The sequence below is a fragment of the Limoniibacter endophyticus genome, assembly GCF_014652835.1.
In the GTDB taxonomy this organism is placed as follows: Bacteria; Pseudomonadota; Alphaproteobacteria; order Rhizobiales; family Rhizobiaceae; genus Limoniibacter; species Limoniibacter endophyticus.
This window is the reverse complement of record NZ_BMZO01000005.1, coordinates 294,952-321,286: the sequence shown is the minus strand read 5'-3', so window position 1 is coordinate 321,286 and position 26,335 is coordinate 294,952. Positions and strand designations below refer to the sequence as shown.

Annotated in this window: 21 protein-coding genes, 1 tRNA gene and 1 pseudogene; 10 read left to right on the top strand and 13 right to left on the bottom strand. The window is 58.3% G+C overall.

Going from position 1 to position 26,335, the window contains the following annotated elements:
• Positions 1-137: 137 nt before the first annotated feature.
• From IE151_RS09510 to ppdK, 3 genes are all read right to left on the bottom strand, one after another.
• The gene (locus IE151_RS09510; protein WP_189489748.1) at positions 138-1,136 is read right to left on the bottom strand and encodes an adenosine kinase; all 999 of its coding nucleotides are present in this window, start codon (positions 1,134-1,136) and stop codon (positions 138-140) included.
• Between the two features lie 132 nt (positions 1,137-1,268).
• Complete coding sequence (locus IE151_RS09505) at positions 1,269-2,687, bottom strand: amino acid permease (protein WP_189489747.1); 1,419 nt, start codon at positions 2,685-2,687, stop codon at positions 1,269-1,271.
• Between the two features lie 285 nt (positions 2,688-2,972).
• Positions 2,973-5,651, bottom strand: a complete 2,679-nt coding sequence (gene ppdK / locus IE151_RS09500) for a pyruvate, phosphate dikinase (protein ID WP_189489746.1) — start codon at positions 5,649-5,651, stop codon at positions 2,973-2,975.
• A gap of 431 nt (positions 5,652-6,082) precedes the next feature.
• Between ppdK and IE151_RS09495 the strand changes: the two genes are divergently transcribed.
• Positions 6,083-6,157 (top strand) — tRNA-Gln (locus IE151_RS09495).
• A gap of 84 nt (positions 6,158-6,241) precedes the next feature.
• On the opposite strand, the pseudogene IE151_RS17725 reads toward IE151_RS09495, so the two are convergent.
• Together IE151_RS17725 and IE151_RS09485 are read right to left on the bottom strand one after the other, a co-directional pair.
• Positions 6,242-6,756 (bottom strand): annotated as a pseudogene (locus IE151_RS17725) (N-acetyltransferase family protein).
• A 57-nt stretch (positions 6,757-6,813) separates the two neighbouring features.
• The gene (locus IE151_RS09485) at positions 6,814-7,917 is read right to left on the bottom strand and encodes a YihY/virulence factor BrkB family protein (RefSeq protein WP_189489745.1); all 1,104 of its coding nucleotides are present in this window, start codon (positions 7,915-7,917) and stop codon (positions 6,814-6,816) included.
• A 298-nt stretch (positions 7,918-8,215) separates the two neighbouring features.
• Between IE151_RS09485 and IE151_RS09480 the strand changes: the two genes are divergently transcribed.
• The 3 genes from IE151_RS09480 to IE151_RS09470 are packed head-to-tail and all read left to right on the top strand — an operon-like array spanning position 8,216 to position 10,748.
• On the top strand, positions 8,216-9,055 hold the full coding sequence (locus IE151_RS09480) for an ABC transporter permease (protein WP_189489744.1): 840 nt from the start codon (positions 8,216-8,218) through the stop codon (positions 9,053-9,055).
• Positions 9,052-9,774: an ABC transporter ATP-binding protein gene (locus tag IE151_RS09475; RefSeq protein WP_189489743.1), complete on the top strand. Its 723-nt coding sequence runs from the start codon at positions 9,052-9,054 to the stop codon at positions 9,772-9,774. The genes IE151_RS09480 and IE151_RS09475 overlap by 4 nt, the downstream gene beginning before the upstream one ends.
• A 20-nt stretch (positions 9,775-9,794) precedes the next feature.
• Positions 9,795-10,748, top strand: coding sequence for an aliphatic sulfonate ABC transporter substrate-binding protein (locus IE151_RS09470; protein ID WP_244636680.1), 954 nt, complete (start codon positions 9,795-9,797; stop codon positions 10,746-10,748).
• 172 nt (positions 10,749-10,920) lie between these two features.
• On the opposite strand, the gene IE151_RS09465 is transcribed toward IE151_RS09470, so the two are convergent.
• From IE151_RS09465 to IE151_RS09440, 6 genes are all read right to left on the bottom strand, one after another.
• Positions 10,921-11,214: a hypothetical protein gene (locus IE151_RS09465; RefSeq protein ID WP_210310879.1), complete on the bottom strand. Its 294-nt coding sequence runs from the start codon at positions 11,212-11,214 to the stop codon at positions 10,921-10,923.
• Between the two features lie 116 nt (positions 11,215-11,330).
• Positions 11,331-11,786 carry a GFA family protein gene (locus IE151_RS09460; RefSeq protein ID WP_189489742.1) on the bottom strand — a complete coding sequence of 152 codons (456 nt, stop codon included), beginning with the start codon at positions 11,784-11,786 and terminating at the stop codon, positions 11,331-11,333.
• Between the two features lie 83 nt (positions 11,787-11,869).
• Complete coding sequence (locus IE151_RS09455; protein WP_189489741.1) at positions 11,870-12,571, bottom strand: alpha/beta fold hydrolase; 702 nt, start codon at positions 12,569-12,571, stop codon at positions 11,870-11,872.
• Positions 12,572-12,578: 7 nt separating this feature from the next.
• Positions 12,579-16,037, bottom strand: coding sequence for a chromosome segregation protein SMC (gene smc, locus IE151_RS09450; protein ID WP_189489740.1), 3,459 nt, complete (start codon positions 16,035-16,037; stop codon positions 12,579-12,581).
• A 63-nt stretch (positions 16,038-16,100) separates the two neighbouring features.
• The gene (locus tag IE151_RS09445) at positions 16,101-16,793 is read right to left on the bottom strand and encodes a DsbA family protein (protein ID WP_189489739.1); all 693 of its coding nucleotides are present in this window, start codon (positions 16,791-16,793) and stop codon (positions 16,101-16,103) included.
• A 169-nt stretch (positions 16,794-16,962) separates the two neighbouring features.
• The gene (locus tag IE151_RS09440) at positions 16,963-17,466 is read right to left on the bottom strand and encodes a DUF721 domain-containing protein (RefSeq protein WP_189489738.1); all 504 of its coding nucleotides are present in this window, start codon (positions 17,464-17,466) and stop codon (positions 16,963-16,965) included.
• 48 nt (positions 17,467-17,514) lie between these two features.
• Between IE151_RS09440 and mutY the strand changes: the two genes are divergently transcribed.
• Both mutY and IE151_RS09430 read left to right on the top strand, forming a co-directional pair.
• The gene (gene mutY / locus IE151_RS09435; RefSeq protein ID WP_189489737.1) at positions 17,515-18,633 is read left to right on the top strand and encodes an A/G-specific adenine glycosylase; all 1,119 of its coding nucleotides are present in this window, start codon (positions 17,515-17,517) and stop codon (positions 18,631-18,633) included.
• On the top strand, positions 18,630-19,238 hold the full coding sequence (locus IE151_RS09430) for an HAD family hydrolase (RefSeq protein WP_189489736.1): 609 nt from the start codon (positions 18,630-18,632) through the stop codon (positions 19,236-19,238). Before mutY ends, IE151_RS09430 begins: the two co-directional genes overlap by 4 nt.
• A gap of 179 nt (positions 19,239-19,417) precedes the next feature.
• Here the strand turns inward: IE151_RS09430 and IE151_RS09425 are convergent, their stop codons facing one another.
• Positions 19,418-20,551 carry a site-specific DNA-methyltransferase gene (locus IE151_RS09425; RefSeq protein ID WP_189489735.1) on the bottom strand — a complete coding sequence of 378 codons (1,134 nt, stop codon included), beginning with the start codon at positions 20,549-20,551 and terminating at the stop codon, positions 19,418-19,420.
• 206 nt (positions 20,552-20,757) lie between these two features.
• Here IE151_RS09425 and IE151_RS09420 point away from each other — a divergent pair, with 206 nt between their 5' ends.
• Both IE151_RS09420 and IE151_RS09415 read left to right on the top strand, forming a co-directional pair.
• A complete protein-coding gene (locus IE151_RS09420) occupies positions 20,758-21,441 on the top strand; it encodes an HAD family hydrolase (protein ID WP_189489734.1) in 684 nt (227 codons plus the stop codon).
• A gap of 133 nt (positions 21,442-21,574) precedes the next feature.
• On the top strand, positions 21,575-22,765 hold the full coding sequence (locus tag IE151_RS09415; RefSeq protein WP_189489733.1) for an MFS transporter: 1,191 nt from the start codon (positions 21,575-21,577) through the stop codon (positions 22,763-22,765).
• Between the two features lie 42 nt (positions 22,766-22,807).
• On the opposite strand, the gene IE151_RS09410 is transcribed toward IE151_RS09415, so the two are convergent.
• Positions 22,808-23,395, bottom strand: a complete 588-nt coding sequence (locus tag IE151_RS09410; RefSeq protein ID WP_189489732.1) for a hypothetical protein — start codon at positions 23,393-23,395, stop codon at positions 22,808-22,810.
• 224 nt (positions 23,396-23,619) lie between these two features.
• Between IE151_RS09410 and thrC the strand changes: the two genes are divergently transcribed.
• The gene (thrC, locus tag IE151_RS09405) at positions 23,620-25,017 is read left to right on the top strand and encodes a threonine synthase (protein ID WP_189489731.1); all 1,398 of its coding nucleotides are present in this window, start codon (positions 23,620-23,622) and stop codon (positions 25,015-25,017) included.
• 14 nt (positions 25,018-25,031) lie between these two features.
• A complete protein-coding gene (locus IE151_RS09400; RefSeq protein ID WP_189489730.1) occupies positions 25,032-26,324 on the top strand; it encodes a M16 family metallopeptidase in 1,293 nt (430 codons plus the stop codon).
• Positions 26,325-26,335: the final 11 nt, after the last annotated feature.

The window sequence follows — 26,335 nt, the reverse complement described above, 5'->3', positions numbered from 1 at the left end:
TGCCGGACATGACGCAAATCGTGTAGCAGAGGCACAGAAATCGTCAAGTAAACCAAACAGGCAGTATTCCCCGTAAATTCGAATAAATTTTCGTGGAATCTGCCTGCTTGTCACAAAAACGGGATATTGAACCCGCTTTAGCCGGAGATCAATCCGGCCTGTTCAGCGCAGACGCGCAGATCGTCCTGCGGGCGGGGGCCAATCTGCTGGACGCAGAGACCGGCGGCCAGCGAACCAAGCCTGCCGCATATATCCAGCGCGTAACCGCGCGTGTAGCCAAAAAGCACTCCGGCTGCATAGAGATCGCCTGCGCCGGTCGTGTCGGCCAGGCGCTCGATCGGCATCGCATCGATCGTGTGGCGCTCTTCACCGCGCAGGATGATCGAACCCATTTCCGAACGTGTGACACATGCAAGCTTGCAATCCTTTGAGATTCTCCGCAGCGCTTCTTCAAAGTCATCGGTCTGGTAGAGCGATTTTGCCTCATGTTCATTGGCAAAAACAATGTCGACCGTACCACCACGCATCAGCTCCAGAAACTCGTCGCGATAGCGATCGACGCAGAACGGGTCGGACAAGGTCATGGCAACTTCATTGCCCGCCTGATGGGCATGATAGGCGGTGACGCGAATTGCCTCCTTGGCACGCGGCGGATCCCAAAGATATCCTTCGAAATAAACCACCTGCGCGGCCGAGGCCTTGCTTTCCTCTACGTCTTCCGGACCAAGCTCGATGCAAGCACCGAGATAGGTATTCATCGAACGCTCTTTATCCTGTGTCAGGAAGATCATCGACCGCGCAGTCGGGATGGAATCGTAAAGCGGTTTGGTGTCGAACGCTACGCCCTGCGCGCGAATGTCATGTGTAAAGATCGTGCCAAGATGATCATTGGCGACCTTGCCGAAATAGGCGACGCGACCACCAAGACTGGCGATACCGGCTGCCGTGTTCCCGGCACTGCCGCCCGAGGCTTCAATGGCCGGCCCCATGTGATCATAGAGCAATTCGGCGCGCTCGGCATCAATCAGGTTCATCGCGCCCTTGATGATACCGTGTTCTTGCAGAAAACTTTCGTCGCAGTGAGAAATGATATCGACGATGGCGTTACCAATACAAAGAACGTCGTACTTGTCCATAAATCTCTCCTGCGATGCCCGCAGCCTTCTGCCACGCGATACGCGCCGGGTAAAGTGCGCAGTGGCTCTGAGCAGGATTATTAGCGCTTGAGAAGAAGAGCCGCGCAGCTCGATGCGACGCGGCTCGTGTCTTCATGCTGCGAAATTTGGCACCGGTTTCGCAAGCCGCGAATTGCGCATGGACCATGCGAGATAGACCACGATGCCGAGAACATTCCAGATCAGGAACCAGAACTGCGTCCTGTGCTGCAAGCTGAAGAAGAAGATCACGCAGCCCAGGATGGTGACCACACCGACCACCGGCCATAGCGGGGCCTTGAACGGTCGGTCCCGCTTGGGGTCGCGGATACGCAGCACGATCAGCGCCAGCCCCACCGAGGCGAAGGCCATAAGTGTGCCCGCATTTGCCAAGGACGCCAGTTCATCAAGACGCATCAGTCCTGCCAGAACGCTGACGAGAACTGCCGTAAAAATCGTGACGATGGCCGGAACGCCGCGGCTGGAGATGCGGGCAAGACGCGTCGGCAGCAAACCATCACGCGCCATGCCGAGGAAGACCCGACTTTGGCCGAACAGGAAGGCGAGCAGAACAGTCGGCAATGCGATGACGGCGGAAGCCGCGATCCACTGCGCGACCGCGCCCTGGCCCAGATTGCGCATGATGAGCGCCAACGGTTCCGGACTATCGGAGAAGGAGGCAACCGGTGCAGCTCCGACGGCCGTGGCAGCCACGCCGATATAAAGAGCCGTACATACGACCATCGATCCGACAATGCCGATGGCAAGATCACGCTTCGGATCCTTCGCTTCCTCCGCAGCGGTGGCAATCGCATCAAACCCATAGAACGCAAAGAAGATGATTGCTGCGGCGGCCATCACTCCGGTCTGCACCAGCGGTCCGCCAAAACCGTGCGGCATGAAGGGCGTAAAGTTGGCAGAATCAAAGTTCGGCAGAGCAACAGCGACGAAAAGCACCAACGCAGAGATCTTGATGACGACGAGAATGGCATTCAGGGTGGCACTCTCACGGGTTCCCAGCAGGAGCATTCCGGTGACGATTGCGATGATGAAGACAGCCGGCAGGTTAATGAGGCCGCCCTCGACATGAGGACCAACGGCCAGCCAGATTGGCAGATCAATGCCCATGCCAGAAAGGAAGCCGACGGCATATCCCGACCAGCCGACCGCAACGGCCGAAACCACGAGCGAGTACTCAAGGATCAGGCTCCAGCCGACGATCCAGGCGAATAACTCCCCAAGTACGGCGTAGGAATAGGTATAGGCGCTGCCGGCGGCGGGCATCATGGTGGAAAGCTCGGCATAGGCGAGAGCCGCGCAGGCGCAAATAAGCCCGGCCAAGGCGAAGCTGAGCAGTACGGCAGGACCTGCAAGCCCCGCACCGACGCCGATCAGCGTAAGAATGCCCGTGCCGACGATGGCACCGACGCCCAGAGCCATGAGATGCGGCCAGCTCAAAGTCTTCCTGAGCCCCTCGCCATGCTTGTTCTCATGCATCGCGTCGATGGAAATCTTTCTACTCCAGAAATTCATGAAATTCTCCTCTCGGCGACCGGCATATCAGCGGACCGGCCTTATTCCCAACCCGGCGAATCTCCGCATATCCATGAGCATTGGCTTGCCACTGTCATGGGTCGGACCTGATTCAGGTGGTGGAAGACCAGAGAGATTTCGTTGCACGGGTTATGCAGATGTTTGCACAGCCGCGCCTGCGGAATTTTTGAACGCTGCTTCTGTCGTCAAACGACCTGCCGCGCGAACCCGCAAAAAAACGCGCGGATTTAGCCGCGCGTTTTTTGACTTGCGATGCGTTTTAATTCAATCCCGCTTGGCAACAGGCTGCTTGATTGCTGCCTGGGCTGCTGCCAGCCGCGCAATAGGCACTCGGAACGGCGAACAGGAGACATAATCAAGTCCGACGTCCTCGCAGAAGGCAATGGAAGCCGGATCACCGCCGTGCTCTCCGCAAATGCCGAGCTTGAGGCTATCGCGAACAGAGCGCCCCTTCTGCACGCCGATTCGCACCAGCTCGCCGACACCTTCCTGATCGAGCGTCACAAACGGATCCTGCTCGATCAGTCCCTGCTTGCGATAAGTCTCGAGGAAGCCAGCGGCGTCATCACGCGAAATGCCGAAGGTAGTCTGCGTCAGATCGTTTGTGCCGAACGAGAAAAACTCGGCCGAGCCAGCGATCTGATCCGCCTTCAGCGCCGCGCGCGGAAGCTCGATCATCGTGCCTACCAAGTAATCGATGGATCCCCCCGACTCGGTAATGACTTCCTTTGCCACGCGGTCGATAATGGCCTTCACATAGTCCAGTTCTTCCACAAGGCCGACCAGCGGCACCATGATTTCCGGAACGATGGCGCTGCCGGTTTTCTTTGCCGCGTTGACGGCCGCCTCGAAAATCGCACGCGCCTGCATTTCCGCTACTTCCGGATAGGAAATCGCCAGACGGCAACCGCGATGGCCGAGCATCGGATTAAACTCGTGCAACGAATCGGCCCGCTCGCGCAGCTTCGCAGCATCGACCCCTATGGCGCTGGCCACTTCGGCAATTTCCGCTTCCGTATGCGGCAGGAACTCGTGCAGCGGCGGGTCGAGCAGACGGATCGTGACCGGCAGACCAGCCATGATCTCGAACAACTCCTCGAAGTCGGATCGCTGCATGGGCAGGAGTTTGTCGAGCGCCTTACGGCGCCCCTCAACCGTGTCAGACAGGATCATCTGGCGCATGGCAATGATGCGCTCACCTTCGAAGAACATATGTTCCGTGCGGCAAAGGCCGATCCCTTCGGCGCCGAACGAGCGCGCGGTGCGGGCATCGGCGGGCGTCTCGGCATTGGCGCGCACATTCATGCGGCGTGCCTTGTCCGCCCATTCCATGATGCGCGCAAAGTCCCCGGAAAGTTCGGGTTGCAACATCGGAACGGCGCCCTTCAGCACCTGACCCGCGGTACCGTCGATGGTGATGACATCGCCTTCGCGGAAGCTCTGGCTGCCGGCGATGAGGGTCTTTGCGGCGTAATCTACGCGAAACGTGCCTGCGCCCGACACACACGGCTTGCCCATGCCGCGGGCAACGACCGCTGCATGGCTGGTCATACCACCGCGCGTCGTCAGGATACCTTCGGCTGCATGCATCCCGTGAATATCTTCAGGACTCGTTTCGATACGCACCAGAATGACCTTACGGCCTTGGTCCTTCAGCTCTTCGGCACGCTCCGACGTAAACACGATCTCGCCCGTTGCCGCTCCCGGCGATGCCGGAAGACCGCGGCCGACGACATCGCGCTGCGCCTTCGGATCAATAGTCGGATGCAGAAGCTGATCGAGCGAGGCCGGATCGATACGGCAAACGGCCTCGTCGGCCGACAAAAGTCCTTCTTCCACCATTTCGGCGGCGATCTTCAGAGAGGCCTTGGCCGTGCGCTTGCCCGACCGGGTCTGGAGCATCCAGAGCTTGCCGCGCTCGATGGTGAATTCTAGGTCCTGCATATCGCGGTAATGCTGCTCGAGCTTGTTTGCGATCGCGATGAAATCAGCGAAGGCTTCCGGCATCACCTTTTCAAGCGATGGTTTGTCAGAGCCAGCCGCAATGCGGGCAGCTTCAGTGATATTCTGCGGTGTTCGTATGCCCGCTACCACGTCTTCACCCTGCGCATTGACGAGAAATTCGCCGTAGAGCGTCTTTTCGCCAGTAGAGGGATTACGCGTGAAGGCAACCCCGGTGGCCGAAGTCTCGCCCATATTGCCGAAGACCATGGCCTGCACGTTTACCGCCGTGCCCCAGCTTTCAGGAATGTCGTGCAGACGGCGATAGGTAATGGCGCGCGGGTTCATCCAGCTGGCGAACACGGCCCCGATAGCGCCCCATAGCTGTTCCTGCGGGTCCTGCGGAAACGGCTTGCCAAGCTCTTCCTCGAACCTTGCCTTATATCGGACAATCAGCTTCTTCCAATCGTCCGCGGATAGTTCAGTATCGAGTTCGAAACCAAGGCGCTCCTTCTCATCTTCGAGAATCTCTTCGAAGTTCTCGTGATCGAGTCCCATTACAACGTCGGAATACATGGTGATGAAACGGCGATAGCTGTCATAGGCGAAGCGCTCGTCGCCGGAATCGCGAGCAAGCGCCTCCACCGTCTGATCATTGAGGCCGAGATTGAGTACCGTGTCCATCATGCCAGGCATGGAGGCGCGAGCGCCGGAACGGACGGAAACCAGCAGCAGTTTCTCCGGGTCCCCGAAACGGCGCCCCGTGATCCTGCCAATATGTTCCAGCGCGGCATCCACCTGCGGCTTCAGATCGTCTGGATATTGCCTGCCATCGGCATAGTAGCGGTTGCAGAGCTCGGTGGTCACGGTAAATCCGGGCGGCACGGGCAGACCCAGCGCGCACATCTCGGCCAGATTGGCACCCTTGCCGCCAAGAAGATTGCGATCGCCAGCCCGGCCTTCAGCCGCACCGTCGCCGAATGTGTAGACCCATTTGCTCATGCAGGCTCACTCCCCTGATACACCCGGTTTGCGCGGCTTCTTTGCGCAACCTCGGAACGCTGGATATCTTTGCCCGGTAGCGATAGCGCATGCAAAAGCACAGCGAAATGCTCTCGGGTATTTGCGTGGTCGATCTTTTGTGCACTTAGACTGAACATTTGTATCAATCATGTACACGCCCGTTTCCCGATAAGATGCGCAAGCTGCAAACGCAAGGCACGGACTGACGCACCTCGTAATAAATTGTCGATTGAGGATCTAGAAAATTGCATTCATTGCGTGGACAGAGGATTGAGCGCGAGCAAAACACATTCCTGTCGAAAACGGTTCCAAAACTTTTGCGGCAGCTCAAATCGACAATTGCACTGGCAAACGAGTTTGCCTATAAGGCGCACACGCTGGCACGTGGAACATGGTTTCGCGAAGGCTTTTGGGGCGTAGCCAAGCGGTAAGGCACCGGTTTTTGGTACCGGCATTCCCAGGTTCGAATCCTGGCGCCCCAGCCAACCAAGTTTTCAGTGAAGCAATCCTAGCTCGTCTCGGCGAGGCTGCATTGCCCGCTGCGGGAAACTGAGCCCGCACACACGCAATCAACCCATCCGCCATTCCATCACAGTGTTCAAATAGGCTCGTTCGCCAATGTGGAAATGGGTTTCGCCGACCTGCATGAAACCCTCCCGCTCATAAAAGGCGAGTGCGCGACTATTTTCTGCGTTGACCGTCAGCCAGATGCGCTCAGCGGCTTCGTCCAGACAGAGAGAAATAGCCGCCCGAAGGAGGCTTTGCCGACACCTCCGCCTTGATGCGAGGGCTGCACATAAAGCGTACCAATCTCGACCTGCGACAATGGATCGACTGGTGACGGAGAATGCATCGAAACACAGACATAACCGTCAATCCCCTCTTCATTTTCCGAGACGAGATAGCGTTCTGTCTGCCTGCTCAGCGCTGCCTGGAAGTTTTCGCTGGTGAACTGCTGCAGGGCATAATCGGCATAATGGGCATTCACACCCTTGCGAATATAGGTGTTCAGCCAGACCTCAATCGACACCGCGGCAAGACTGGAGGCATCGGCCCGGGTCGCGTGTCGGATTTTCGTGCTCATGGCCTCTCACGTAGAACTAAAGGCTTCTTATAACGAACCATCACGACGCTGAAACCACTATCCTCGTGTTTCACCGACCGTATCGGCCATGACGGCTCCCCGCTCACCGATCGGCTTTTCCGGCGGCGTGGTCGTGTCGCGGCTGGTCTGGTGCTCCAGTTCCGCATTAAGCTCCGCGCCCAGCAATATGACTATCGCGGAAATCCAGATCCAGGTCATAAAACCGATGGCAGCACCAAGCGAGCCATAGGTTTCGTCGTAGGATGCGAAATTCTCGACATACCACGAAAACAGTATCGAGATGCCCACCCATAGCACAGAAGCCAGCCCTGCACCCCAGGTCACCCAACGCCAGCGCGCACGCTCACGGCTCGGACCGTAGCGGAATACCAGCGCCGTCAGGCCCGCGACAAGCACCAGCACAATTGGCCAGCGCAAGGTCAGAAGCCAGTTTTCCAGACCTCCCAACCCGACGAAATTGAGCAGCGTCGGCAAGATGACAACGGCTGCAAGCGCGGTCACCATGAAGATCAGCATGAAGAGCGTGAAGCCGAGGCTTATGAGGGTGAGTTTCACGAAAGAGCGCTTCTCGCGCTCGCCATAGACGATATTGAGCGCATCGATCAGTGTCTTCATGCCCGAGTTGGTGCTCCACAGCGCAATCCCGAGACCAAGAATCAAGCCAAGGCTCAAGCCCGCGCGCCCCTGCTCTGTCAGTTGCATCAATGTTTCGCGCAGAATATCCAGGCCACCCGCCGGTACTACGCCCGACAGGAGTTGGAGATGTTCTGCCACCGTGCCCGGATCAGCAAAAAGACCGTAGATCGAGACAAGCGCAGAGATGGCCGGAAAGATGGCGAGCAAAACATAGAAGGTGAGCCCTGCTGCAACCAGCATGAGCCGGTCATTCAGGAACTCTTCATAGGTGCGGATGAGAATATCCGCCCAGCCGCGAGGTGGAATTTCATGCGGCTTTTCAGCGTCACGCCCATGCAGATCCGCTTTTTGCAGCGGCGTGTCCGCTTCGCTCACCGGTTCGTCGCGACGAGCGGGCCGACGAGAAAGAAGCATAGCCGACGCGGCAAGAGCGAGAAGCCACACAAGGCTTGCAGACGAGTGATTCGATGAGGGCGGTGTTCTTTCGTGCTCCGCACGCCGCATGCCATTTTTTCCTCTCGTTTGTCGCAGGACGCCATCATTACCCGACGCTTACGTTTCGGAAATCAGCAGATTGCGGGAAGGTTCCGGAAGCGCTTTCCCATTCTATTTCGTTCTCGCACAGCTCACCCGACCGCGCGCCGCCGAGGCGCGGAAGAGTTCAGACCGGCAAAGCACTGGCCAAAGCCTCTGATCGCGCCAACTGGTCTTGCCATGGTTGCCCGTTTCGCGCATGACCCTTGAGCGCAAGCAATTGACTGGTCGACCTTGTTCGATCGCGATCTGAGCGGAAAGGCCGCGCATGGTTGAGACAAGAACAGCGGAAGAAAAGCAGCACGCCGGAGCGAGGCACCGCTCAGTCGCCACGACACGCGCCAAATCCGGCTCTTGGGGTATTGCTGCACGCATTGCCTCGCCGATCGCGATCATCATGCTCTGGCAGATTGCCAGCGCAACCGGCCTGCTTTCACCGCGTGTCCTGGCCTCGCCGCTTACCATTCTCTCGACGGCCCTTCGTCTGGTCGAAAGCGGCGAGCTGATCCGTGGCCTCAGCGTCTCGCTGCTGCGGGTCATCATCGGTTTTGCCATTGCACTTGTGGCAGGCGTGGCCCTGGCGCTTATCTCCGGCTTGTCACGCATCGGCGAAGTTATCGTCGATCCGCCCCTGCAAATGCTGAAGGCCATGCCTTTTCTCGGCTTGCTTCCGCTCTTCATTCTCTGGTTTGGGATTGGTGAAGCGCCGAAGGTCGGCATGGTAGCCTTCGGCTCAGTCTTCCCGATCTACCTGACGCTGTACGGCGGAATCCGCAGCATCGATCACAAGCTGATCGAAACGGGCAGGACACTTGAGTTGGGCACTGCGGGGATCATTCGCCATATCATCCTGCCCGGCGCGCTACCATCGCTTCTCGTTGGCATTCGCTACGGCCTGTCCATCGCATGGTTGAGCCTCGTTGTCGCCGAGCAGATAAATGCGACAAGCGGTCTTGGCCAGATCATCACATATGCACGGGATTTTCTGCAGACCGATGTGATCGTCGTCTGTCTCATCGTCTATGCGGCAATGGGACTTCTTACCGATGGGCTGGTACGCGCGATCGAAACCCGCGCCCTCCGCTGGCGTCCGCAGGTGCTGCCATGAGTCACGTGGTTGATATTCAAGGACTAACCCGCTCCTTCGGCGGCCCCAACATTCTGGACGATGTAGCCCTCGATATTGCACCGGGCGAGTTTGTGGCACTACTCGGCCGCAGCGGCTCGGGCAAATCCACGCTGCTTCGGATCATGGCGGGTCTCGATCAGGCCCCTGCGCGCAAGCTCGTTTTGCCCGCGCGGCGCTCGGTCGTGTTTCAGGAATCGCGCCTTCTACCCTGGAAGAGCGTGCGCGAAAACGTGACGCTTGGTCTGAAGGTCACGAATGCCGCGGCCAAAGCGTCCAAGGTTTTGCAGGAAGTCGGACTTGAACATCGCACCGATGCATGGCCGCTGACGCTATCGGGTGGCGAAGCCCAGCGTGCGGCGCTCGCGAGAGCGCTGGTCCGCGAACCGGAACTCCTGCTGCTTGATGAGCCCTTTGCCTCGCTGGATGCTTTGACGCGGCTGAAGATGCACACGCTGGTCGCCGATCTCTGGCGCAAGCACAAGCCCGCTGTGCTGCTCGTCACTCACGACGTTTGGGAAGCGGTTGCACTTGCCGATCGCGTTCTGGTGCTTGAACACGGCCGCTTCTCTCGCCAGATTGCGATCGACCTTCCGCATCCGCGTCATCGCGCCGATGCCAGAGCTGCAAAAATCGAAGCCGAGCTTCTTGAAGAACTCGGCGTCGGAGCCGAACCCTCTTTCCAGCAAGAACAGGTCTGAAACGCCGGAATGGAACGCTTATGAAAAACATGATTCGAATCGTTACAACAGCCGTCATAACCGCTGTCATCTCGCTTTCAACCGCAGCCACTTTCGCACAGGACCAGGTAGTGCGCATCGGGTGGCTGCGCGCGCCCAACGATATCACTTTGGCGAAATCACGCGGAACGCTCGAAAAAGCGCTGGCCGAAAAAGGCATCCGGGTTCAGTGGGAAGGCCCCTTCCCGGCCGCCGCTCCCGCTTTCGAAGCTCTGAATGCCGGCGCAATCGACATTACCGCCGGCAGCTCGACCGCGGTGGCCGCCGCACTTGCCGCCAACATTCCGGTTGCAGTATTTGGCTACCAGAAGATGGCTGCGGGTGCAGAAGGCATTGTCGTGAAAGCGAATTCCGGACTTGAGAATCTGAAGGCGCTTGAAGGCAAGAAGGTGGCCGTCAATCGCGGCGGCACAGGTGAGTATCTGCTGGTGCAAGGCCTCGAAAAGAACGGCATCGACCCCGGAAGCGTGGAACGTGTCTACTTGAGTCCTTCCGACAGCGGGCCGAGCTTTTCCCAAGATCATGTCGATGCATGGGCAACCTGGGATCCGTTTGTGACGATTGCTGAAGAAACTTATGGCGGCCAGGTTCTTGCCGATGGCGATGCAATTGGCTCCGACAACGCCGTCGTACTGGTTTCCAGCCGCTCTTTTGCCGATGAACAAAGAGAAGAGCTGCAGGCGATTTTCGATGTTTTGAAAGCCGAGAATAACTGGGCTACCGAAAACAAGACAGAGGCAGGCAAGATCTGGGTCGAAGAAATGAAGATCCCGACAGAGTTCGCTGAGCGCATCGGCGAAAACAATGCGGTTCCCACAACTGCCGTGACCGATGCCGATATAGAGCAGATGGGTAAGATTGCGGAGTGGTATGTCAAAAACGGTATCATCCCCACAATGCCGGATATCAAGGCCGGCACCGTCAAGTTGAAATGAGTTCCTTTACAAACCACCTGAAAACGGCTCGCATTCCTGCGGGCCGTTTTCTTTATCGGTCAGTGCCGCGGCAGTGATGCCTGCGCCGGCTGGGATGGCAGCGGGGGCAGCTGGTCCAGGAGGACTGGTGCAGGCTCTGACGCCGGAGCGGCGTTCACGCCTGCAACATTGCCTACGGAAAGTTGATGACGTTCTGACTGGCAAAACCCAAACCGCCCATGCCCGGCGCCTTGAAGCCTCGTCCGAGCAGCCAGTTGCGGTGCATGCCGTTATAGATGAAGGCAAAGACGATTCCAGACAGGCCGAAGGTAGGGACAGCAGCGATCAGCATGATCAGAAAGCCGATAACATGACCCCTAAATAGCGCCGGCAAAGGTCCGAAGAATAAACAGGTCCATGAGAAGCCATGATAGCCCATAGCTGTTCTTCCCGTGGTCGGGTCGATGAGTTGCACCGGATGTGCCATATGATGAAATGCCCCCGAAATAATAGTTCCGGTGACAAGATCACTCCCCGGCGGGCGAGACAACTAAGTATATACTGAAGTTGTTTTATATCCCGATCCGTGCAGGATATTTGCCCTCAGTCCTTGCTCATGCGTGCCGGCGGAGTTTCACCCTCACGGGGATGAAATTCGAGCGTCCCGACCAGCCCCGATCTGCCCGGTACATCCTTCGGATGGTTCACGCCATCGAAGACCGGGATGCAGGCGAAATCGAACGGGCTAATGTCGTCGAGACATGCGGCGTTGATGCCATACTCCTCCGGATTGGAGCGGCGCTGATGGAAGACATAAATTCCGCAAACCGAGCAGAAGTGATGCTTCGCCGTGCCGGTATTGAAGGTGTAAAGCGTCAGCTTGTCTTGTCCCTCGATGACTTCCAGATCGGCCAGCCTTGCAGAGACCGCCACCGCGCCGCGCATCCGGCAATAGGAACAGGTACAACGTCGGGCGGTCTTCAAACCGTCGCTCAAGCGGACATTGAAGCGGACAGAGCCGCAATGGCATTGACCAGAAAACTTCTCGGCGTCGATCATGGAAGGGTCCTCCTCCTGCGTTAGCAGGAGAATAGGATGCTTACCGGAAATGCCAAGCATCTTCACATCGCCTCTCTGTTTTTTCAAACAGAGACGGGCACCTGACCCTTCAGCCACCTTACTAACAGACCCGCCAGTTCTTGCGGCGCTTCGAGCGGAACCATATGGCCCGTACCCTCGACGACTTCCAATCGCGAGCTTGCAATTCCTTCATGCAGCTCCTCTGCTTCACGGCGCGAACGCAGTCTGTCCTTCTCGCCCGCGATAATCAATGTCGGGCACTGGATGGAGCCGAGGCCATCCCGCTCATCCTTGCGCACAAGAAGAGATTGACGCCGAAAGATTTCCTCGCCAAGCCTGTTGCCCATTGCCTGAATGCGCGTGATCAAATGCAGATCGCCCTCGTTATCAGGGTGAAGCGAAGAGGCGACGGCCGAACGGCTCAGTCCCCGAAAAGCGATTGCGCCTATGTTCCTCGCGAACATTGCCTTCCGCCGCGCTTGCACCTCGCTGTCACCGCGCGCCGAGGTGGCGATGAGAATCAAGACCCTGACACGCCCTGGAGCTAAACGAACAATCTCGCGGGCCACATAGCCACCCATGGAAAAACCTATGAGAACAAAGGACGGCGGCGCGTCGGCGAGCACCCCGGCTGCAATCTCGGCGATCGTCGCCCCCTGGCTCATATCGGCGTGATGGATCGGCCCAAACGTTTGAAGCGCCTGTTCGACATCGCGCCAGAGATCAGACGTCAGCATGAACCCGGGAATGAGAAGAATGGGCATTTCAACCTTACCCCGCTTCTCTGATCCGTTCTGCTTCCTGCAAATCCACCGAGACCAGCTGACTGACACCCTGCTCGGCCATGGTGACGCCAAACAGGCGGTTCATGCGTGCCATGGTGATGGGATTGTGGGTGATGATGACGAAGCGCGTCTCCGTCGTGCGGGCCATTTCATCCATCAGATTGCAATAGCGCTCGACATTATGGTCGTCGAGCGGCGCATCCACCTCGTCCAGAACACAGATCGGAGCCGGATTGGTAAGGAAGACGGCGAAAATCAGCGCCATGGCCGTCAGCGCCTGCTCGCCACCCGAGAGCAGCGTCATGGTTTGCGGCTTCTTGCCCGGCGGACGGGCCAGAATTTCAAGTCCCGCTTCAAGCGGGTCGTCGCTCTCGATCAGCTGTAGCTCGGCTGTGCCGCCGCCGAACAGATGAGTAAACAGGCGCCGGAACTGCTGATCTACCACATCAAAAGCAGCAAGCAGGCGTTCACGACCTTCCTTGTTGAGCGACTGAATGGCCTGTCGCAACGTACGAATTGCTTCGATCACGTCGTCTCTGTCGGAAGTAATCGCATCGTGGCGATCCGAAAGCTCCTTCTGCTCCTGCTCGGCCAGAAGGTTGACGGCTCCGAGACGCTCACGCTCGATCTTGAGGCGTTCCAGTTGCCGTTCGATTTCCGCCGCGTCCGGCATCACGTCTTCAGGCCCAAGGCCAGTGTGCTGGATGACGAGATGCGGGGCGATACTCATTGCCTCTGCAATGCGCGCCTCGACCTCCTCGCGTCGGGTGGCGGCCGCCGCCTGCCGCTCCTCGGCACGAACGCGCTCCTCCCGAGCCTGGGCCAGCGCCAGCATGGCAGCTTGTGCTGCCTTATCCAGTATGGCCTGCTTATTTTCCGTCGCCTGCAAGCGGTTCTTCGCGTCGGTGCGGGCGCTCTCGGCTTTGGCAAGTTCCGACAGGACGGCTCGTCGCCGCGCATCAATCTCTTCCGGCTCCTCCGCCAGTCGTTCGGCTTCCTCGGCCGCATCCTCGCGGCGTTCTTTCAAACCCTCAATATGGGAATCCGCGTTGGCCGCACGGGTCTTCCAACTGTCGCGTTCCTGCGCGATGGCAGCGAGCCGGCGGTGACGCAGCTCGGCTTCCCGACGCAGCCCCTCGAAACGCGAACGGGCATCGGCAAGCGCTGAGCGCTGGCGTGAAACGGTATCGGATTGCTGTTCCAGCCTTACCTGCAGCTCGGAAAGATCCGGCGCTTCTTCCAACGAGGCTTTGGCTTCTTCCGTAGCCTCGATCGCCTCTTCGAGATCATCGGCAAGACGCGCCCGCGCATCCTGACGGGCATCGCGGCGGCTGGCAAGGTCACCGTTGGCGCGCTCAATGCGCGCAAATTCGGATCGAGCGTCGTCAAGCGCAATTTGCGCAGTACGTGCATCTTGGCGCGCCTGACGCTCGGCTTCCGTCGTTTCCCTTACGAGGCGCTGTGCAGAGACCAGAGCCGCTTCGGCAGCCGAAACCGCTTCACGCGCCGCGAATGCCTCATGTTCCAGTTCGGCAAGCCTGTTCTTCTGCGACAGACGGATCGCGGCAGGTGTCGGCGCATCGGCTGAGGCCGTCAACCCGTCCCAACGCCACAGTGCCCCTTCCCGGCTGACGAGACGCTGCCCGACCTTCAACAACGCCTGAAGCCGCGGACCGTCCACCTCTTCCACCAGACCAATCTGCCGCAATCGACGGGCGAGTTCACGCGGTGCGGTGACAACAGTAGCAAGCGGCGTTACGCCTTCCGGCAGGGTCGGATCGTCAGCCGAAATGATCGCATCGGCCCAGTGCGCGGGCGCAGTGCGCTCGGTCGGCAGGTCAAGATCCTCACCTAAAGCCGCCCCCAAGGCCATTTCATAACCGCGCTCGACGCGAATTGCCTCGACGACGGGAGCAACACCATCGCCTGCCACGGCGGACAGCATGCGCGCAAGCGTGCGCGCCTCAGTCTCGATGCCGGCAAGCGTGGAGCGTGCTTCCTGCAAGGGCCCACGAAGACCATTTTCTGCCGCGCGCGCCTCTTCCACCGCGATCTCGGCCTCGCCAATACGCTCCAGCGTCTCTGCGAGATGATTATCGGCAACTTCCACGCTCTCGCGTGCGACATCCAAGCCAGGAAGCTCGCCCAGCCTGGCAAGAATTTCGGTTAACTCACGATCGACCTCGGCGAGCTGGCGGGTAAGCCTCTCGCGGCGGTCGCCCGCGTCGCGTAGCGTGCGCTCGCTGGAGGATTGTACAGCGGCAGCTTCTGCACGCTCAGCCGTGAGTTGTGCTAGTGCCGCTTCACTCTCCTCCAAAATTCTCGCGGCATCCTCGACACGTTCGCGCATTTCGCTTTCCGTGTCGGCAGCGGACGCGTTTTCTTCACGAAGCTCGACCTCTTCGCGCTCGAGCCGGGCAAGCGTTTCGACATTGTCGCGCACCAATTGCTCTTCGCGACGAATGTCAGCGTCCAGCTGTTCCAATCGCAATGCGATTTCACGCTGACGGGCGGCGAGACGCCTCCCATGTTCCTCGATCTGCGTCGCCTCGATCGAAAGCCGCTGGGCCGCAGCACCAGCAGCAGCTTCGGCTTCCCGTAATGCTGGCAGACCATGCGCACCGATAGCCTGCGCCTTGGCCGCGTCCATCTGCTGTGTCGCGCGCTCTACCGCTGTTATCATCGCTTGCGAGAACTGAGACTTGGCTTCAGCTTCCGCGGCTTTGGTCTGCGTCCAGCGCAGATGCAGCAAAATTGCCTCAGCCTGGCGAATCTCGGCAGATAAATTCTTGTAGCGCGCTGCCTGGCGAGCCTGACGCTTCAGGCTTTCGATCTGGCTCGTCAGTTCCGAAACAACATCTTCCAGACGCTCCAGATTCCCCTCTGCGGCGCGCAGACGAAGCTCGGCCTCATGACGGCGCGAGTGCAGGCCGGAAATCCCAGCCGCTTCCTCAAGAAGCGCGCGACGTGCCTGGGGCTTGGCTTGAATAAGTTCACCGATGCGTCCCTGACCGACCATCGACGGCGAGCGTGCACCGGTTGATTGATCAGCAAAGAGAAGCTGCACGTCCTTGGCGCGTACCTCCTTGCCATTGATGCGATAGACGGAGCCGGATTCCCGTTCGATGCGACGCGAAATCTGCAGCTCGTCAGCATTGTTGAAGGCAGACGGTGCCGTATGGTCCCGATTATCGAGAAAGAGCGTCACTTCCGCCGTATTGCGAGCAGGACGCGTGCCGGAACCCGAGAAAATCACATCGTCCATCCCGGACGCGCGCATGTTCTTGTACGAGTTCTCGCCCATGACCCAGCGCAGGGCCTCTACCAGATTTGACTTGCCGCAACCATTGGGACCAACGACACCGGTCAAGCCGCCCTCGATGACGAATTCTGCTGGTTCCACGAAGGACTTGAACCCCAGAAGACGGAGGCGCGAAAATTTCATGGCCGGCCACCTTGTGACCAGCCAGAAAATAAGCAGCCGGAATGGCTCACTGAAGAATCAGTGTCAGAGCATGCTGTCGATGATGGCCGACATCTGGTCAACCGAGAGAGCTCCGGAGTACTTATTGCCATTGATGAAGAATGTCGGCGTGGCATTGACGCCGAATTCCGACTGTCCACGCTGCTGCACTGCCTGTACCTGACCGGCAAGCGCCTGGTCCGTCAAGCAGGCGTTGAATTTCTCCTGTGAAATACCGGCCAGTCGAGCGATTCCGAGCAGCTTTTCGCTCGCGCCCTGCGATACTACCCAGTCAGCCTGCTTGTCGAACAACGTATCCACGAGCGCGTTGCGGTTGCTTTCCGAGCAGCGGGCGACCATGAAGCCGGCGGTCGCCAACGGATCGAACGGAAATTCACGGATAATGAAGCGAACCTTGCCGCTATCGACGTATTTTTCCTTGACCGTCGGCCAAGTATCCCGGTGGAAGGCGGCACAATGCGAGCAGGTGAGCGAGGCATACTCGACAACGGTGACAGGCGCATCGTCCTTCCCATATGCCAAATCAGGCAGACTGCCTTCCGGCACCTCCATAAGCTTGGCTACGTCGACGGTACCTTCGGCAGCCGGTGCCTCGGCGGCAGCCGCACCAGAAGATGAGCCTTGTGCATCGCTGTCACTGCAACCCGCCAGCACGGCAACGGCGGAAATGCCACCAAGCGAGGTGAGAACGGCGCGGCGGGAAATAAAACTCTGCATTCAGATACACCTTCAATATGGCCAGCCCGCTACCGGGCGTCGTGTCACTGCAACATGTGTTGCAAGCCTTTAAACATCAACAGCGTGAAGCAATTACGGCAAGTGCCGATAACCGTAATTCAGCATTGCGTTTTAATGCATCACATTCACGCGATCAAAGCCATTTCAGTTAACGGACTGTCTTTGCAGCCTTGATGGTCTGGCCCAGCCGTTCGAGGGAGGCGCGCAGATCATCGTTTTCAATACCGGCACACAATGCCTCGACCTTCTGCTTCTCGTCCCGCTGCAAGGGACGCATTTCGGGCTTCTTCTTCTGGGTATAGTGAATGAGCGGCTTTTGCACGATACGGATGCGGCCAATGGCATTGAAGCCCATGAAAGCATTGACGCGGGAGATGACCTCCCTCGTCTCATGCTGAATATGCAGCGCTGCGATGCCTTCGCAGGCAATAACCAGCAACGAAGGTTCGAACGGGTCATCAGGGTGCCGGCGGCGTGCCCAGACGATCTTTTCCGGGCGACTGGACTTGCTCAGTCGGGGGCCGACGATCTCTTCCCAGGATTGAACGAGCGCGACAGACATTCCGGCACGCTTGCGCAACAGCGGATCCAGAATACTTGTGGCGAGGTCGGCTACCGCCACCGGATTGCTGCGTCGTTCATTTGCTGCCATGGTCCGGCACTTTCATTTCCGTGCATGTATCTATAACAACCTTCTATCATGCCAGCCTCACCTCCGACAGCCAGCAAATCACCGTGTCCGCAACCTCTTCTGGGGCAGAAGCTCCTCGACTGGTATGACCGCCATCATCGCGATCTACCGTGGCGCACCACTCCCGCTGCCCATGCCAAGGGGGAGCGCGCGGATCCCTACCGCGTCTGGCTGTCCGAGATCATGTTGCAGCAGACAACGGTTGAGGCCGTCAAAGCCTACTTCCGCAAATTCACCGAACGCTGGCCGACGATCACCGAGCTTTCAGCCGCCGACCCCGACGACATCATGAAGGCGTGGGCGGGGCTGGGTTACTATTCGCGCGCCCGCAACCTGAAGAAATGTGCCGATCTTGTCGTCGCCGCGCATCAGGGCAAGTTCCCCGAATCGGAAGCAGCACTGAAAGCGCTGCCCGGCATCGGCGATTATACGGCGGCCGCCATTGCTTCCATTGCATTCGACATTCCGGCAGCCGTGGTCGATGGCAATGTCGAGCGCGTCATCTCGCGCGTTTTCACCGTCGAGACACCCCTGCCCGCTGCCAAGCCGGAAATCCGAGAGCTGGTGGCCGCTACCATGCCGGAAGCGCGAGCCGGCGATTTTGCGCAAGCCATGATGGATCTCGGGGCCACGATCTGTACGCCGAAACGTCCCGTCTGCCTGCACTGCCCGTTACGCGACGATTGCTTAGCATTGCGCCAGACCGACCCGGAACGCTATCCGCTAAAGGCGCCGAAGAAGGAAAGGCCGTCGCGACAGGGCGCCGCCTTCGTCGCCCAACGCAGCGACGGTGCCGTGCTTTTGCGCAAACGTCCTTCAAGCGGCCTCCTGGCAGAAATGGCGGAAGTCCCCACTACCGCATGGACCGCCAAACAGGATGGCGATACGAGTACAAATTCCGCACCTTTCGCGGCAGCCTGGCGCTTCAGCGGTCAGGTCAAGCACGTCTTCACGCATTTCGAGCTACGGCTGGACGTGTATCACGCCTCGGTGCCCGACATGGTAATCCAGAACGGCTGGTGGACTCCAATCACCGAAATTCATGAGGAAGCGCTGCCGACTGTCATGAAAAAAGCAATTGAGGCTGCCATACCCTCGGCAACGAAAAGGAGCATCAAGCAAGCATGACGCAAATCGATCATATCGTCTTCGACATTGGCAAAGTCCTCATCCATTATGATCCGCATATTCCTTACCGCCGTCTGATCCCGAACGAAGCGCAGCGTCTGGCGTTTCTTGAAGAGGTCTGCACCGTCGCATGGAACATTGAGCAGGACCGCGGCCGCACGTGGGAAGAAGCAGAAGCACTGCTGATCGCGGAGCATCCAAGCCACGAAGAAAATATTCGCAATTTCCGCAAGCATTGGCACGAGATGGTCCCACACGCCTATGATGACAGCGTGGAGATCCTGGAGAAGCTGATCGCCGACGGCCGCGACGTAACGTTGCTCACCAATTTCGCCTCTGACACTTTCCGTCAGGCGCAGGAAATCTTTTCGTTCCTGAAAAAGCCACGCGGCGTCACCGTCTCGGGCGATGTCAAACTCATCAAACCGGACGTCGCGATCTATGAGCATCACGCCCGGAGCTTCGGCCTCGATCCCGCGAAAACGTTTTTCGTTGATGATTCCGCTGCCAATGTCGAGGGTGCCAGACAAGCAGGCTGGAAGGCTGCTCTTTTCACAGATGCGAACAAATTGAAAAAGGACCTGGCCGAATATGGAGTGGTTTAGAAAAGCGGTGCTGCATATGCAGAGCCGCTTCATTCGCTCCACTTTCCCATCGGCTGACACGGCCGGTGGGGATACCTGGCGTTACTGAACCTTTGGTTTTATTTCTCTCTATGCATCCAATGCTGAAGAACCGACGCATCGGATGCGCCGGTTCTTCAGTTTCAATGATTTCTGTACTTTTAGACGCCAGCAGCCGCCATCTGATCGCGGATAAGCTTGCGCAACTCATCGATCAGCACGAGCTTTTTCTCTTTTTCCAGGTGCCAGAATGTCCAGCCATTGCAGGATGGCAGCCCCTGAAGGAGCGCACCCAGCTTGTGAATCGAGCCAGAGAGACCTTCGCAGGCAAGCGTCCCGTCGGCGCGAACGGTTGCCTTGTAGCGGCGTTTTGAATCGGTCAGCACCGTTCCAGGCACAATCAGTCCGGCTTCAATCAGCGACACGAAGGCAACGCGCGGTTCGGCGCGCTTGCCGGTCATGATTTTCAGGTCGGTACCTTTAAGTGGTTCGACAGCTGCGATGCGCGCCGTGGCGGCATCGATGTAAGCCTGCTCGCGCTCCATGCCAACGAAATTGCGGCCCAGCCGTTTCGCGACAGCACCCGTGGTGCCCGAGCCGAAGAATGGGTCGAGCACGACATCACCAGGCTTCGAAGAGGACAGAAGAACGCGCGCCAAGAGTGCTTCCGGCTTCTGCGTCGGGTGCACCTTGGTGCCATTCTCGTCCTTGAGGCGTTCATTGCCGGTGCAAATCGGGAAAAGCCAGTCGGAACGCATCTGCAGGTCGTCATTTGCGGCTTTGAGCGCTTCATAGTTGAAGGTGTACTGCTTCGCCTTCTGATCCTTCGAAGCCCAGATCATCGTTTCATGCGCGTTCTGAAAACGGCGGCCACGGAAGTTCGGCATTGGGTTAGTTTTGCGCCAAACGATGTCGTTGAGGAGCCAGAAATTCAAGTCCTGCATAATGGCGCCGACACGGAAAATATTGTGATACGAGCCAATGACCCAGATCGTGCCATTCGGCTTCAGAACCCGGCGCGCCGCAAGCAGCCATGCGCGGGTGAAGGCGTCATAGGCCTGAAAGCTTTCAAACTGGTCCCAGTCGTCATCGACTGCATTCACCTTGGACTGGTCAGGACGATGCAATGCCCCTTCCAGCTGTAGATTGTAGGGCGGATCAGCGAAGATCACATCCACCGACTTTTCCGGCAGCTTGTTCATGGCAGCGACACAGTCGCCCTTGAAGATGCGGTTCATCCAGTCCGGTTGAACCAGTGGCGACTGAAGATCTTCGACATGAAACATTGCAGACATGAAAACACCCGAACACGTTACCTATGAAAGGCAACTTCCGCACTCGCCGAAGCACCCTTTAACTCGCTGTTATGGTTACCGAACAGCGTAAACAAATGATGAAGCCCGGCCTCCAAAAGCGACAAGGGCCGAGAACGCGCTGCTTTTCTTTTGTCCCTTCAATAGGTAAGGTCGGCTCACCCATTCCAGACATGACAGGTATTTCCATGCCGGCTCCCGAACTCATCATCTTCGACTGCGACGGCGTTCTCGTCGATTCCGAAATCATTGCCGCTCGCGTACGAGCGCACATGCTGACCAAGGCCGGTCACCCCATCGACGAGGACGAGATTCTGGAGCGATATTCGGGCATGGTCTTCCGGGACATGCTGATTGAGGTCGAGAAGCACGCAGAAATCCCCTTCCAGGCATCGATGATCGATGAAATGCAGGCGGAGCTGGAAAAACGGCTCGAGCGCGAGATCAAGGCAACCGAAGGTGCCCGTGCAGCGATTGCCGCCAGCCCGATCCCTCGCGCCATCTGCTCGAATTCACCCACCAGGCGCATTGAGATGATGCTCAAAAAATCCAACCTCTTCGACCTGTTCGAGGGCCGCATTTTCTCCGCGGTGGAAGAGCCTGTGAAACGTCCTAAGCCCGATCCTGACGGCTATATTCACGCGGCGAAAACACTCGGTGTCTCGCCCGAAAAGATCATCGTCGTCGAGGATTCGGTGCACGGCGTGCATGCCGCGCGCGGCGCACAGATGCGGGTACTGGGATATACAGGCGGCAGCCACACGCAGGCCGGACATGCGGATTCGCTTACGGATGCAGGCGCTGAAACGGTGATCTCGCGCTGGAATGATTTCAACGCCACCATCGAGGCGATGAGCGAGTGGAGCGAATAGGAACGACGTCTGCCTGGATCCCGCAGCATTAGTCGGTCGTGCTATCTCCCGTCTGGCCACGCAGGATCAACGTTGCGCCTGCGCTGTCGGGCCGGTAGAGATCTGAAGTCGATCCCCGCCCGAGGACCTGAATATGCACGGCGAGAACGCGCTGAAGCAAAACATCATTCTCCTTGCTTGCGCGCAGGCTCTCGGCGCATCAAGCGGTCCGATCATCATCTCCCTGGGAGGGCTTGTCGGCCAGAAACTGTCGAGCGACCCGACATTGGTCACGCTACCGGTCAGCGTCTATAATCTTGGCCTTGCACTCGGCACGCTTCCGGCAGCCTATGTGATGCGCCGTTTCGGTCGCCGGAGCGGCTATCTTCTCGGCGCCACCGTCGGTCTCTCAGCCGGCCTCATTGCCACGATCGGCATCTACTGGGCGTCGTTTCTCGTATTCTGCGCGGGTACATTCGCGTCGGGCTTTTATTCGTCCTACGTCCAGAGTTACCGCTTTGCTGCCACCGATGGCATTGAAGGCCCTATGAAAGGTATCGCCATCTCCGCCGTCATGGTGGGCGGTCTGGCAGCTGCGATTATCGGCCCTCAACTGGTTATCTGGACGAGGGAAAGCGTTCCGGGCGTGCCGTTCGCGGGCAGCTTTCTCAGCCAGGCCGCCTTGGCTCTGCTGGCGATTCCCGTGCTTTTCCTGCTGCGCAAGCCGCCCCCCGCAAAACGCGAAGGCGCCACGGCTTCCGGCGGTCGTCCTTTGAGGGAAATCCTGCTGTCACCACGCTATCTACTGGCTGTCGCCGCGGGACTGGTTAGCTATGGCCTGATGACCTTCCTGATGACGGCCGCTCCGATCGCCATGGTCGGCATGGGGCATTCTGTAGATCACGCCGCACTCGGCATTCAATGGCATGTGCTCGCCATGTTCGCACCTAGCTTCCTCACAGGGCCCCTTATGGTCAGATTTGGCAAGGAGCGCATAACGGCAATCGGCCTGGCCATTATCGGATGTTCCGCCATGGTGGCTCTGGCCGGCGTCGATATCGGGCATTTCTGGATATCGCTCATCCTGCTCGGCCTGGGCTGGAACTTCGGCTTCCTTGGCGCCACCGCAATGGTAACAGATTGCCATACGCCGGAAGAACGAACGAAGGTGCAAGGCACCAATGACTTCATCGTCTTTGGAACGGTGGCCATTGCTTCCTTCTCCTCCGGTGCACTTCTCAGCTCATCAGGATGGGCAAGCCTGAACTGGTTCGTCCTTCCAATCGTCGCCCTCATCCTCGTGCCTTTGGTCTGGCATACGAAGGAAAAGACGAGCAGGGCATGAAGAAAAGCGTCCGAAATCATTCCCGACGCTTTCTTCCTGGCTTTATCTGGAGGTCGTTTTCGTCGCTTCTTCGTCAAAACCTGCGAAGATCGCCACGTTACGATTGGACGGAATCGGAATTGAAATTCCCGTATCGGTGAAGACGAATTGTTTAGCTCCGGAGCCGTCCATTGCGGTCTGATGCTGAAACACCTTGGAATAGAGCACCTGGTCGCCCTGCACCACGGCTATGCGGATCGGCATGCTTACCGTGCCAGCGCCGCCCTTCGGGCCGCTGATGACGCGACCAGCAACGGCAGCGGTCATATTGAGCTGGCCGTTAGCGCGATTGCAGCTACGCGTTACGTCGGTAATCGAAGCCTGATAGATGATGCGCGATGAGTCGCCCTCGCCGCCACGTTCATAAGTGTTGAAATAGGCCGTTCCTTCCCGGAGCTGCACCTGCGGGCAAAAGCCCATCAGGTCGCTTTGCAGAACCTGTCCTTCAACCGCCTGCGCGGGCTGACTGGCTGCGCTCCCTGAAGCCTCGGAAAGGGCCGTACCACTTCCGCCAGACTGGCAGGCTGCCAGGAGCAGTGCCGTTGCACCCAGCGCGCAAGAGCGCAAAAGTTCGAGCTTTTTACTCACCATCGCGTCGTTTCCTCTCACCGAGCCGACAATCCGGGCAGAGTATTTTTCTCATCTGCTCTCGGCTTTGTCCTATCTCTTTGTTTTCACGCAACTCCGGACGCAAAACCGGTTTCCAACGTCACTGGATTTGCTCTATAGCAAGCAGCGAATGAAAATGCGACGCTTGATATGTAATTTTACATAGGGATAGTGGCGCGCAACAAATGCCACCTTTCGAGAGACCCATGCGATATATTTCCACCCGCGGCGAAGCTCCCTCCCTCGGCTTTTGCGATACCGTCCTGGCGGGCCTTGCGCGCGACGGCGGGCTCTATCTTCCCGAGAGTTTTCCGCAGTTCAGTCTCCAGGACATTCGCGGGATGCGCGGCCTGTCCTACCCGGAACTCGCAATTCGCGTTCTGACGCCCTTTCTCGGCGACGAAATCAATGAGCACGATTTCCGCAAGATAGTTGAGGACGCCTACGCGACTTTCCGCCACGATGCGGTCTGTCCTCTCGTCCAGTCTGACGAGAATAGTTACATCCTTGAACTTTTTCACGGCCCGACGCTCGCCTTCAAGGATGTGGCGATGCAGTTCCTGGCTCGATTGATGGATCATATCCTGGAGATGCGCGGCCAGCGTGCCACAATAGTCGGCGCGACATCCGGCGATACAGGCGGTGCCGCGATCGATGCCTTTGCTGGCCGCGATCGCACCGATATCGTCATCCTCTTCCCACATGGCCGGGTCTCCCCGGTGCAGCAGCGACAGATGACGACGATAGCCGCTCCGAATGTGCATGCCCTCGCGATCGAAGGAAATTTCGACGATTGCCAGAACATGCTCAAGGACATGTTCAACGATCATGCCTTCCGTGACCGGGTGGCGCTTTCGGGAGTCAACTCGATCAACTGGGCGCGCATCATGGCGCAGATCGTCTATTACTTCTCCTCTGCTCTGTCGCTTGGTGCACCGGACCGCAAAGTCTCATTCACTGTTCCGACCGGCAATTTCGGTGACATTCTCGCCGGTTACTGTGCAAAGCGTATGGGCCTCCCCATACAGTCTCTCGGCATTGCCACCAACGACAATGATATCCTCGCCCGTACGCTGGCTACCGGCGAATATCGCATGGAAGGTGTCGTCGCCACGACATCCCCATCCATGGATATCCAGATTTCGTCGAATTTCGAGCGTCTGCTTTTCGAGGCAAGCGGTCGTAATGCGGCAGAGGTGCGTCGCTATATGAATGGACTGAAGCAGAACGGTGCCTTCAAGCTTGAGGAAAAGACGCTTGCCACAGTCCGCGCTGATTTCACCGCGCGTCGCGCCACTGAGGCGGAAGCCGCCGCCACAATGAAGGCAGGATTGGAGCGCAACGCTTATCTGATGGACCCGCACACGGCGACTGCCGTGCATGTGGCGGCACAGGATGAGAAGAGTGCGACACCGATGATCGTTCTTTCCACCGCGCATCCGGCCAAGTTCCCCGCTGCCGTAAAAGATGCGACGGGGGTTGCGCCAGCGCTTCCGACGTGGCTTGATGGCCTGATGGACAGAACTGAGACATACGAGGTTCTGCCAGCCGATGTTGCGACCGTAAAAGAATATGTTGAGCGCAACACGCGTGCAGCAGGCTGAGGAGACCCGCATAGATGCCAGTTGAGGTGAGCCGACTTTCCAATGGGCTGACCATTGCCACCGAGAATCTACCCAATGTCCAAACCGTCGCCCTCGGCGTCTGGGTCAAATCGGGATCGCGCAACGAGCAGGAAAACGAGCATGGCATCGCGCACCTGCTCGAACATATGGCCTTCAAGGGCACGTCCAAGCGCAATGCGTGGCAGATAGCCTCCGATATCGAAAATGTGGGCGGCGAGATCAATGCGGCAACCAGCGTGGAAACGACTGCGTTCTACGCCCGCGTTCTGCATGACGACGTACCGCTTGCAATCGACATTCTCGCCGACATTCTGACGGATTCAAAATTCGACGAAAACGAACTTGAACGCGAGAAACAGGTGATCCTGCAGGAAATCGGGGCGGCCAACGACACGCCCGACGATATCGTCTTCGATCATTTTTCAGAAACTGCATTCCGTCATCAAACGCTTGGACGCCCCATTCTGGGCACACCGGAGACGGTCCAGAGCTTCACCTCCGACCAGTTGCGCAGCTTCATTGAGCGGCAGTACAGCGCGGATCGCATGATCGTCGTCGCCACCGGTCGCGTCGATCATGACAGCTTCGTGCGCGAGGTGGAAAGCCGTCTAGGCGTCTATCGCGCCAAATCGAGCGCAACCATCCCGCAGCTTGCCCATTATGTCGGCGGCGACTATCGTGAATATCGCGACCTGTCAGACGCGCAGGTCCTGCTTGGCTTCGAAGGTCGCGCCTACCACGTCCGTGATTTCTACTGTTCGCAGGTTCTGTCGATGATCCTGGGGGGCGGCATGTCATCGCGCCTCTTCCAGGAAATTCGCGAAAGACGGGGGCTGTGCTATTCGATCTATGCCTTCCACTGGGGCTTTTCCGATACAGGTCTGTTCGGCATTCACGCCGCTACCGGTGAAGGGGGCCTGGAGGAACTGGTACCGGTCATTCTGGAGGAACTGGCGGCAGCTGGTGAGCGCATTCTTCAGGAAGAGCTTGACCGCGCCCGCGCGCAATATAAGGCAGGCCTCATCATGGGTGCGGAAAGCGCCGCCAGCCGCGCCTCGCAAATCGCGCGCCAGCTTCTGCTTTACGGTCGCCCCATTCCGACGGACGAGGCGATGGAGCGCCTTTCCAATCTCACCATCGAACGTCTCACGGATCTGTCGCAGCGGCTGTTCTCGACCAAGCCAACAGTCGCAGCGATTGGCCCGGTGGGGACGCTGGCACCCTTTGAAGCAATTTGCGATCGTTTGCCCCGTGCACCGACCGGTCTCCGCAAACTCGCAGGTTAGACCCGTTGCCC

Bases quoted from the DNA above. Each gene is read 5' to 3' on its own strand.
- IE151_RS09410 (WP_189489732.1), bottom strand. From the start codon at position 23,395: ATGGTGAGTAAAAAGCTCGAACTTTTGCGCTCTTGCGCGCTGGGTGCA.
- IE151_RS09475 (WP_189489743.1), top strand. From the start codon at position 9,052: ATGAGTCACGTGGTTGATATTCAAGGACTAACCCGCTCCTTCGGCGGC.
- IE151_RS09460 (WP_189489742.1), bottom strand. From the start codon at position 11,786: ATGATCGACGCCGAGAAGTTTTCTGGTCAATGCCATTGCGGCTCTGTC.
- IE151_RS09415 (WP_189489733.1), top strand. From the start codon at position 21,575: ATGCACGGCGAGAACGCGCTGAAGCAAAACATCATTCTCCTTGCTTGC.
- IE151_RS09480 (WP_189489744.1), top strand. From the start codon at position 8,216: ATGGTTGAGACAAGAACAGCGGAAGAAAAGCAGCACGCCGGAGCGAGG.
- IE151_RS09455 (WP_189489741.1), bottom strand. From the start codon at position 12,571: ATGCCCATTCTTCTCATTCCCGGGTTCATGCTGACGTCTGATCTCTGG.
- IE151_RS09510 (WP_189489748.1), bottom strand. From the start codon at position 1,136: ATGGACAAGTACGACGTTCTTTGTATTGGTAACGCCATCGTCGATATC.
- IE151_RS09400 (WP_189489730.1), top strand. From the start codon at position 25,032: ATGCCAGTTGAGGTGAGCCGACTTTCCAATGGGCTGACCATTGCCACC.
- IE151_RS09430 (WP_189489736.1), top strand. From the start codon at position 18,630: ATGACGCAAATCGATCATATCGTCTTCGACATTGGCAAAGTCCTCATC.
- IE151_RS09440 (WP_189489738.1), bottom strand. From the start codon at position 17,466: ATGGCAGCAAATGAACGACGCAGCAATCCGGTGGCGGTAGCCGACCTC.
- IE151_RS09470 (WP_244636680.1), top strand. From the start codon at position 9,795: ATGAAAAACATGATTCGAATCGTTACAACAGCCGTCATAACCGCTGTC.
- mutY (WP_189489737.1), top strand. From the start codon at position 17,515: ATGCCAGCCTCACCTCCGACAGCCAGCAAATCACCGTGTCCGCAACCT.
- thrC (WP_189489731.1), top strand. From the start codon at position 23,620: ATGCGATATATTTCCACCCGCGGCGAAGCTCCCTCCCTCGGCTTTTGC.
- IE151_RS09425 (WP_189489735.1), bottom strand. From the start codon at position 20,551: ATGTCTGCAATGTTTCATGTCGAAGATCTTCAGTCGCCACTGGTTCAA.
- IE151_RS09485 (WP_189489745.1), bottom strand. From the start codon at position 7,917: ATGCGGCGTGCGGAGCACGAAAGAACACCGCCCTCATCGAATCACTCG.
- smc (WP_189489740.1), bottom strand. From the start codon at position 16,037: ATGAAATTTTCGCGCCTCCGTCTTCTGGGGTTCAAGTCCTTCGTGGAA.
- ppdK (WP_189489746.1), bottom strand. From the start codon at position 5,651: ATGAGCAAATGGGTCTACACATTCGGCGACGGTGCGGCTGAAGGCCGG.
- IE151_RS09465 (WP_210310879.1), bottom strand. From the start codon at position 11,214: ATGGCACATCCGGTGCAACTCATCGACCCGACCACGGGAAGAACAGCT.
- IE151_RS09420 (WP_189489734.1), top strand. From the start codon at position 20,758: ATGCCGGCTCCCGAACTCATCATCTTCGACTGCGACGGCGTTCTCGTC.
- IE151_RS09505 (WP_189489747.1), bottom strand. From the start codon at position 2,687: ATGAATTTCTGGAGTAGAAAGATTTCCATCGACGCGATGCATGAGAAC.
- IE151_RS09445 (WP_189489739.1), bottom strand. From the start codon at position 16,793: ATGCAGAGTTTTATTTCCCGCCGCGCCGTTCTCACCTCGCTTGGTGGC.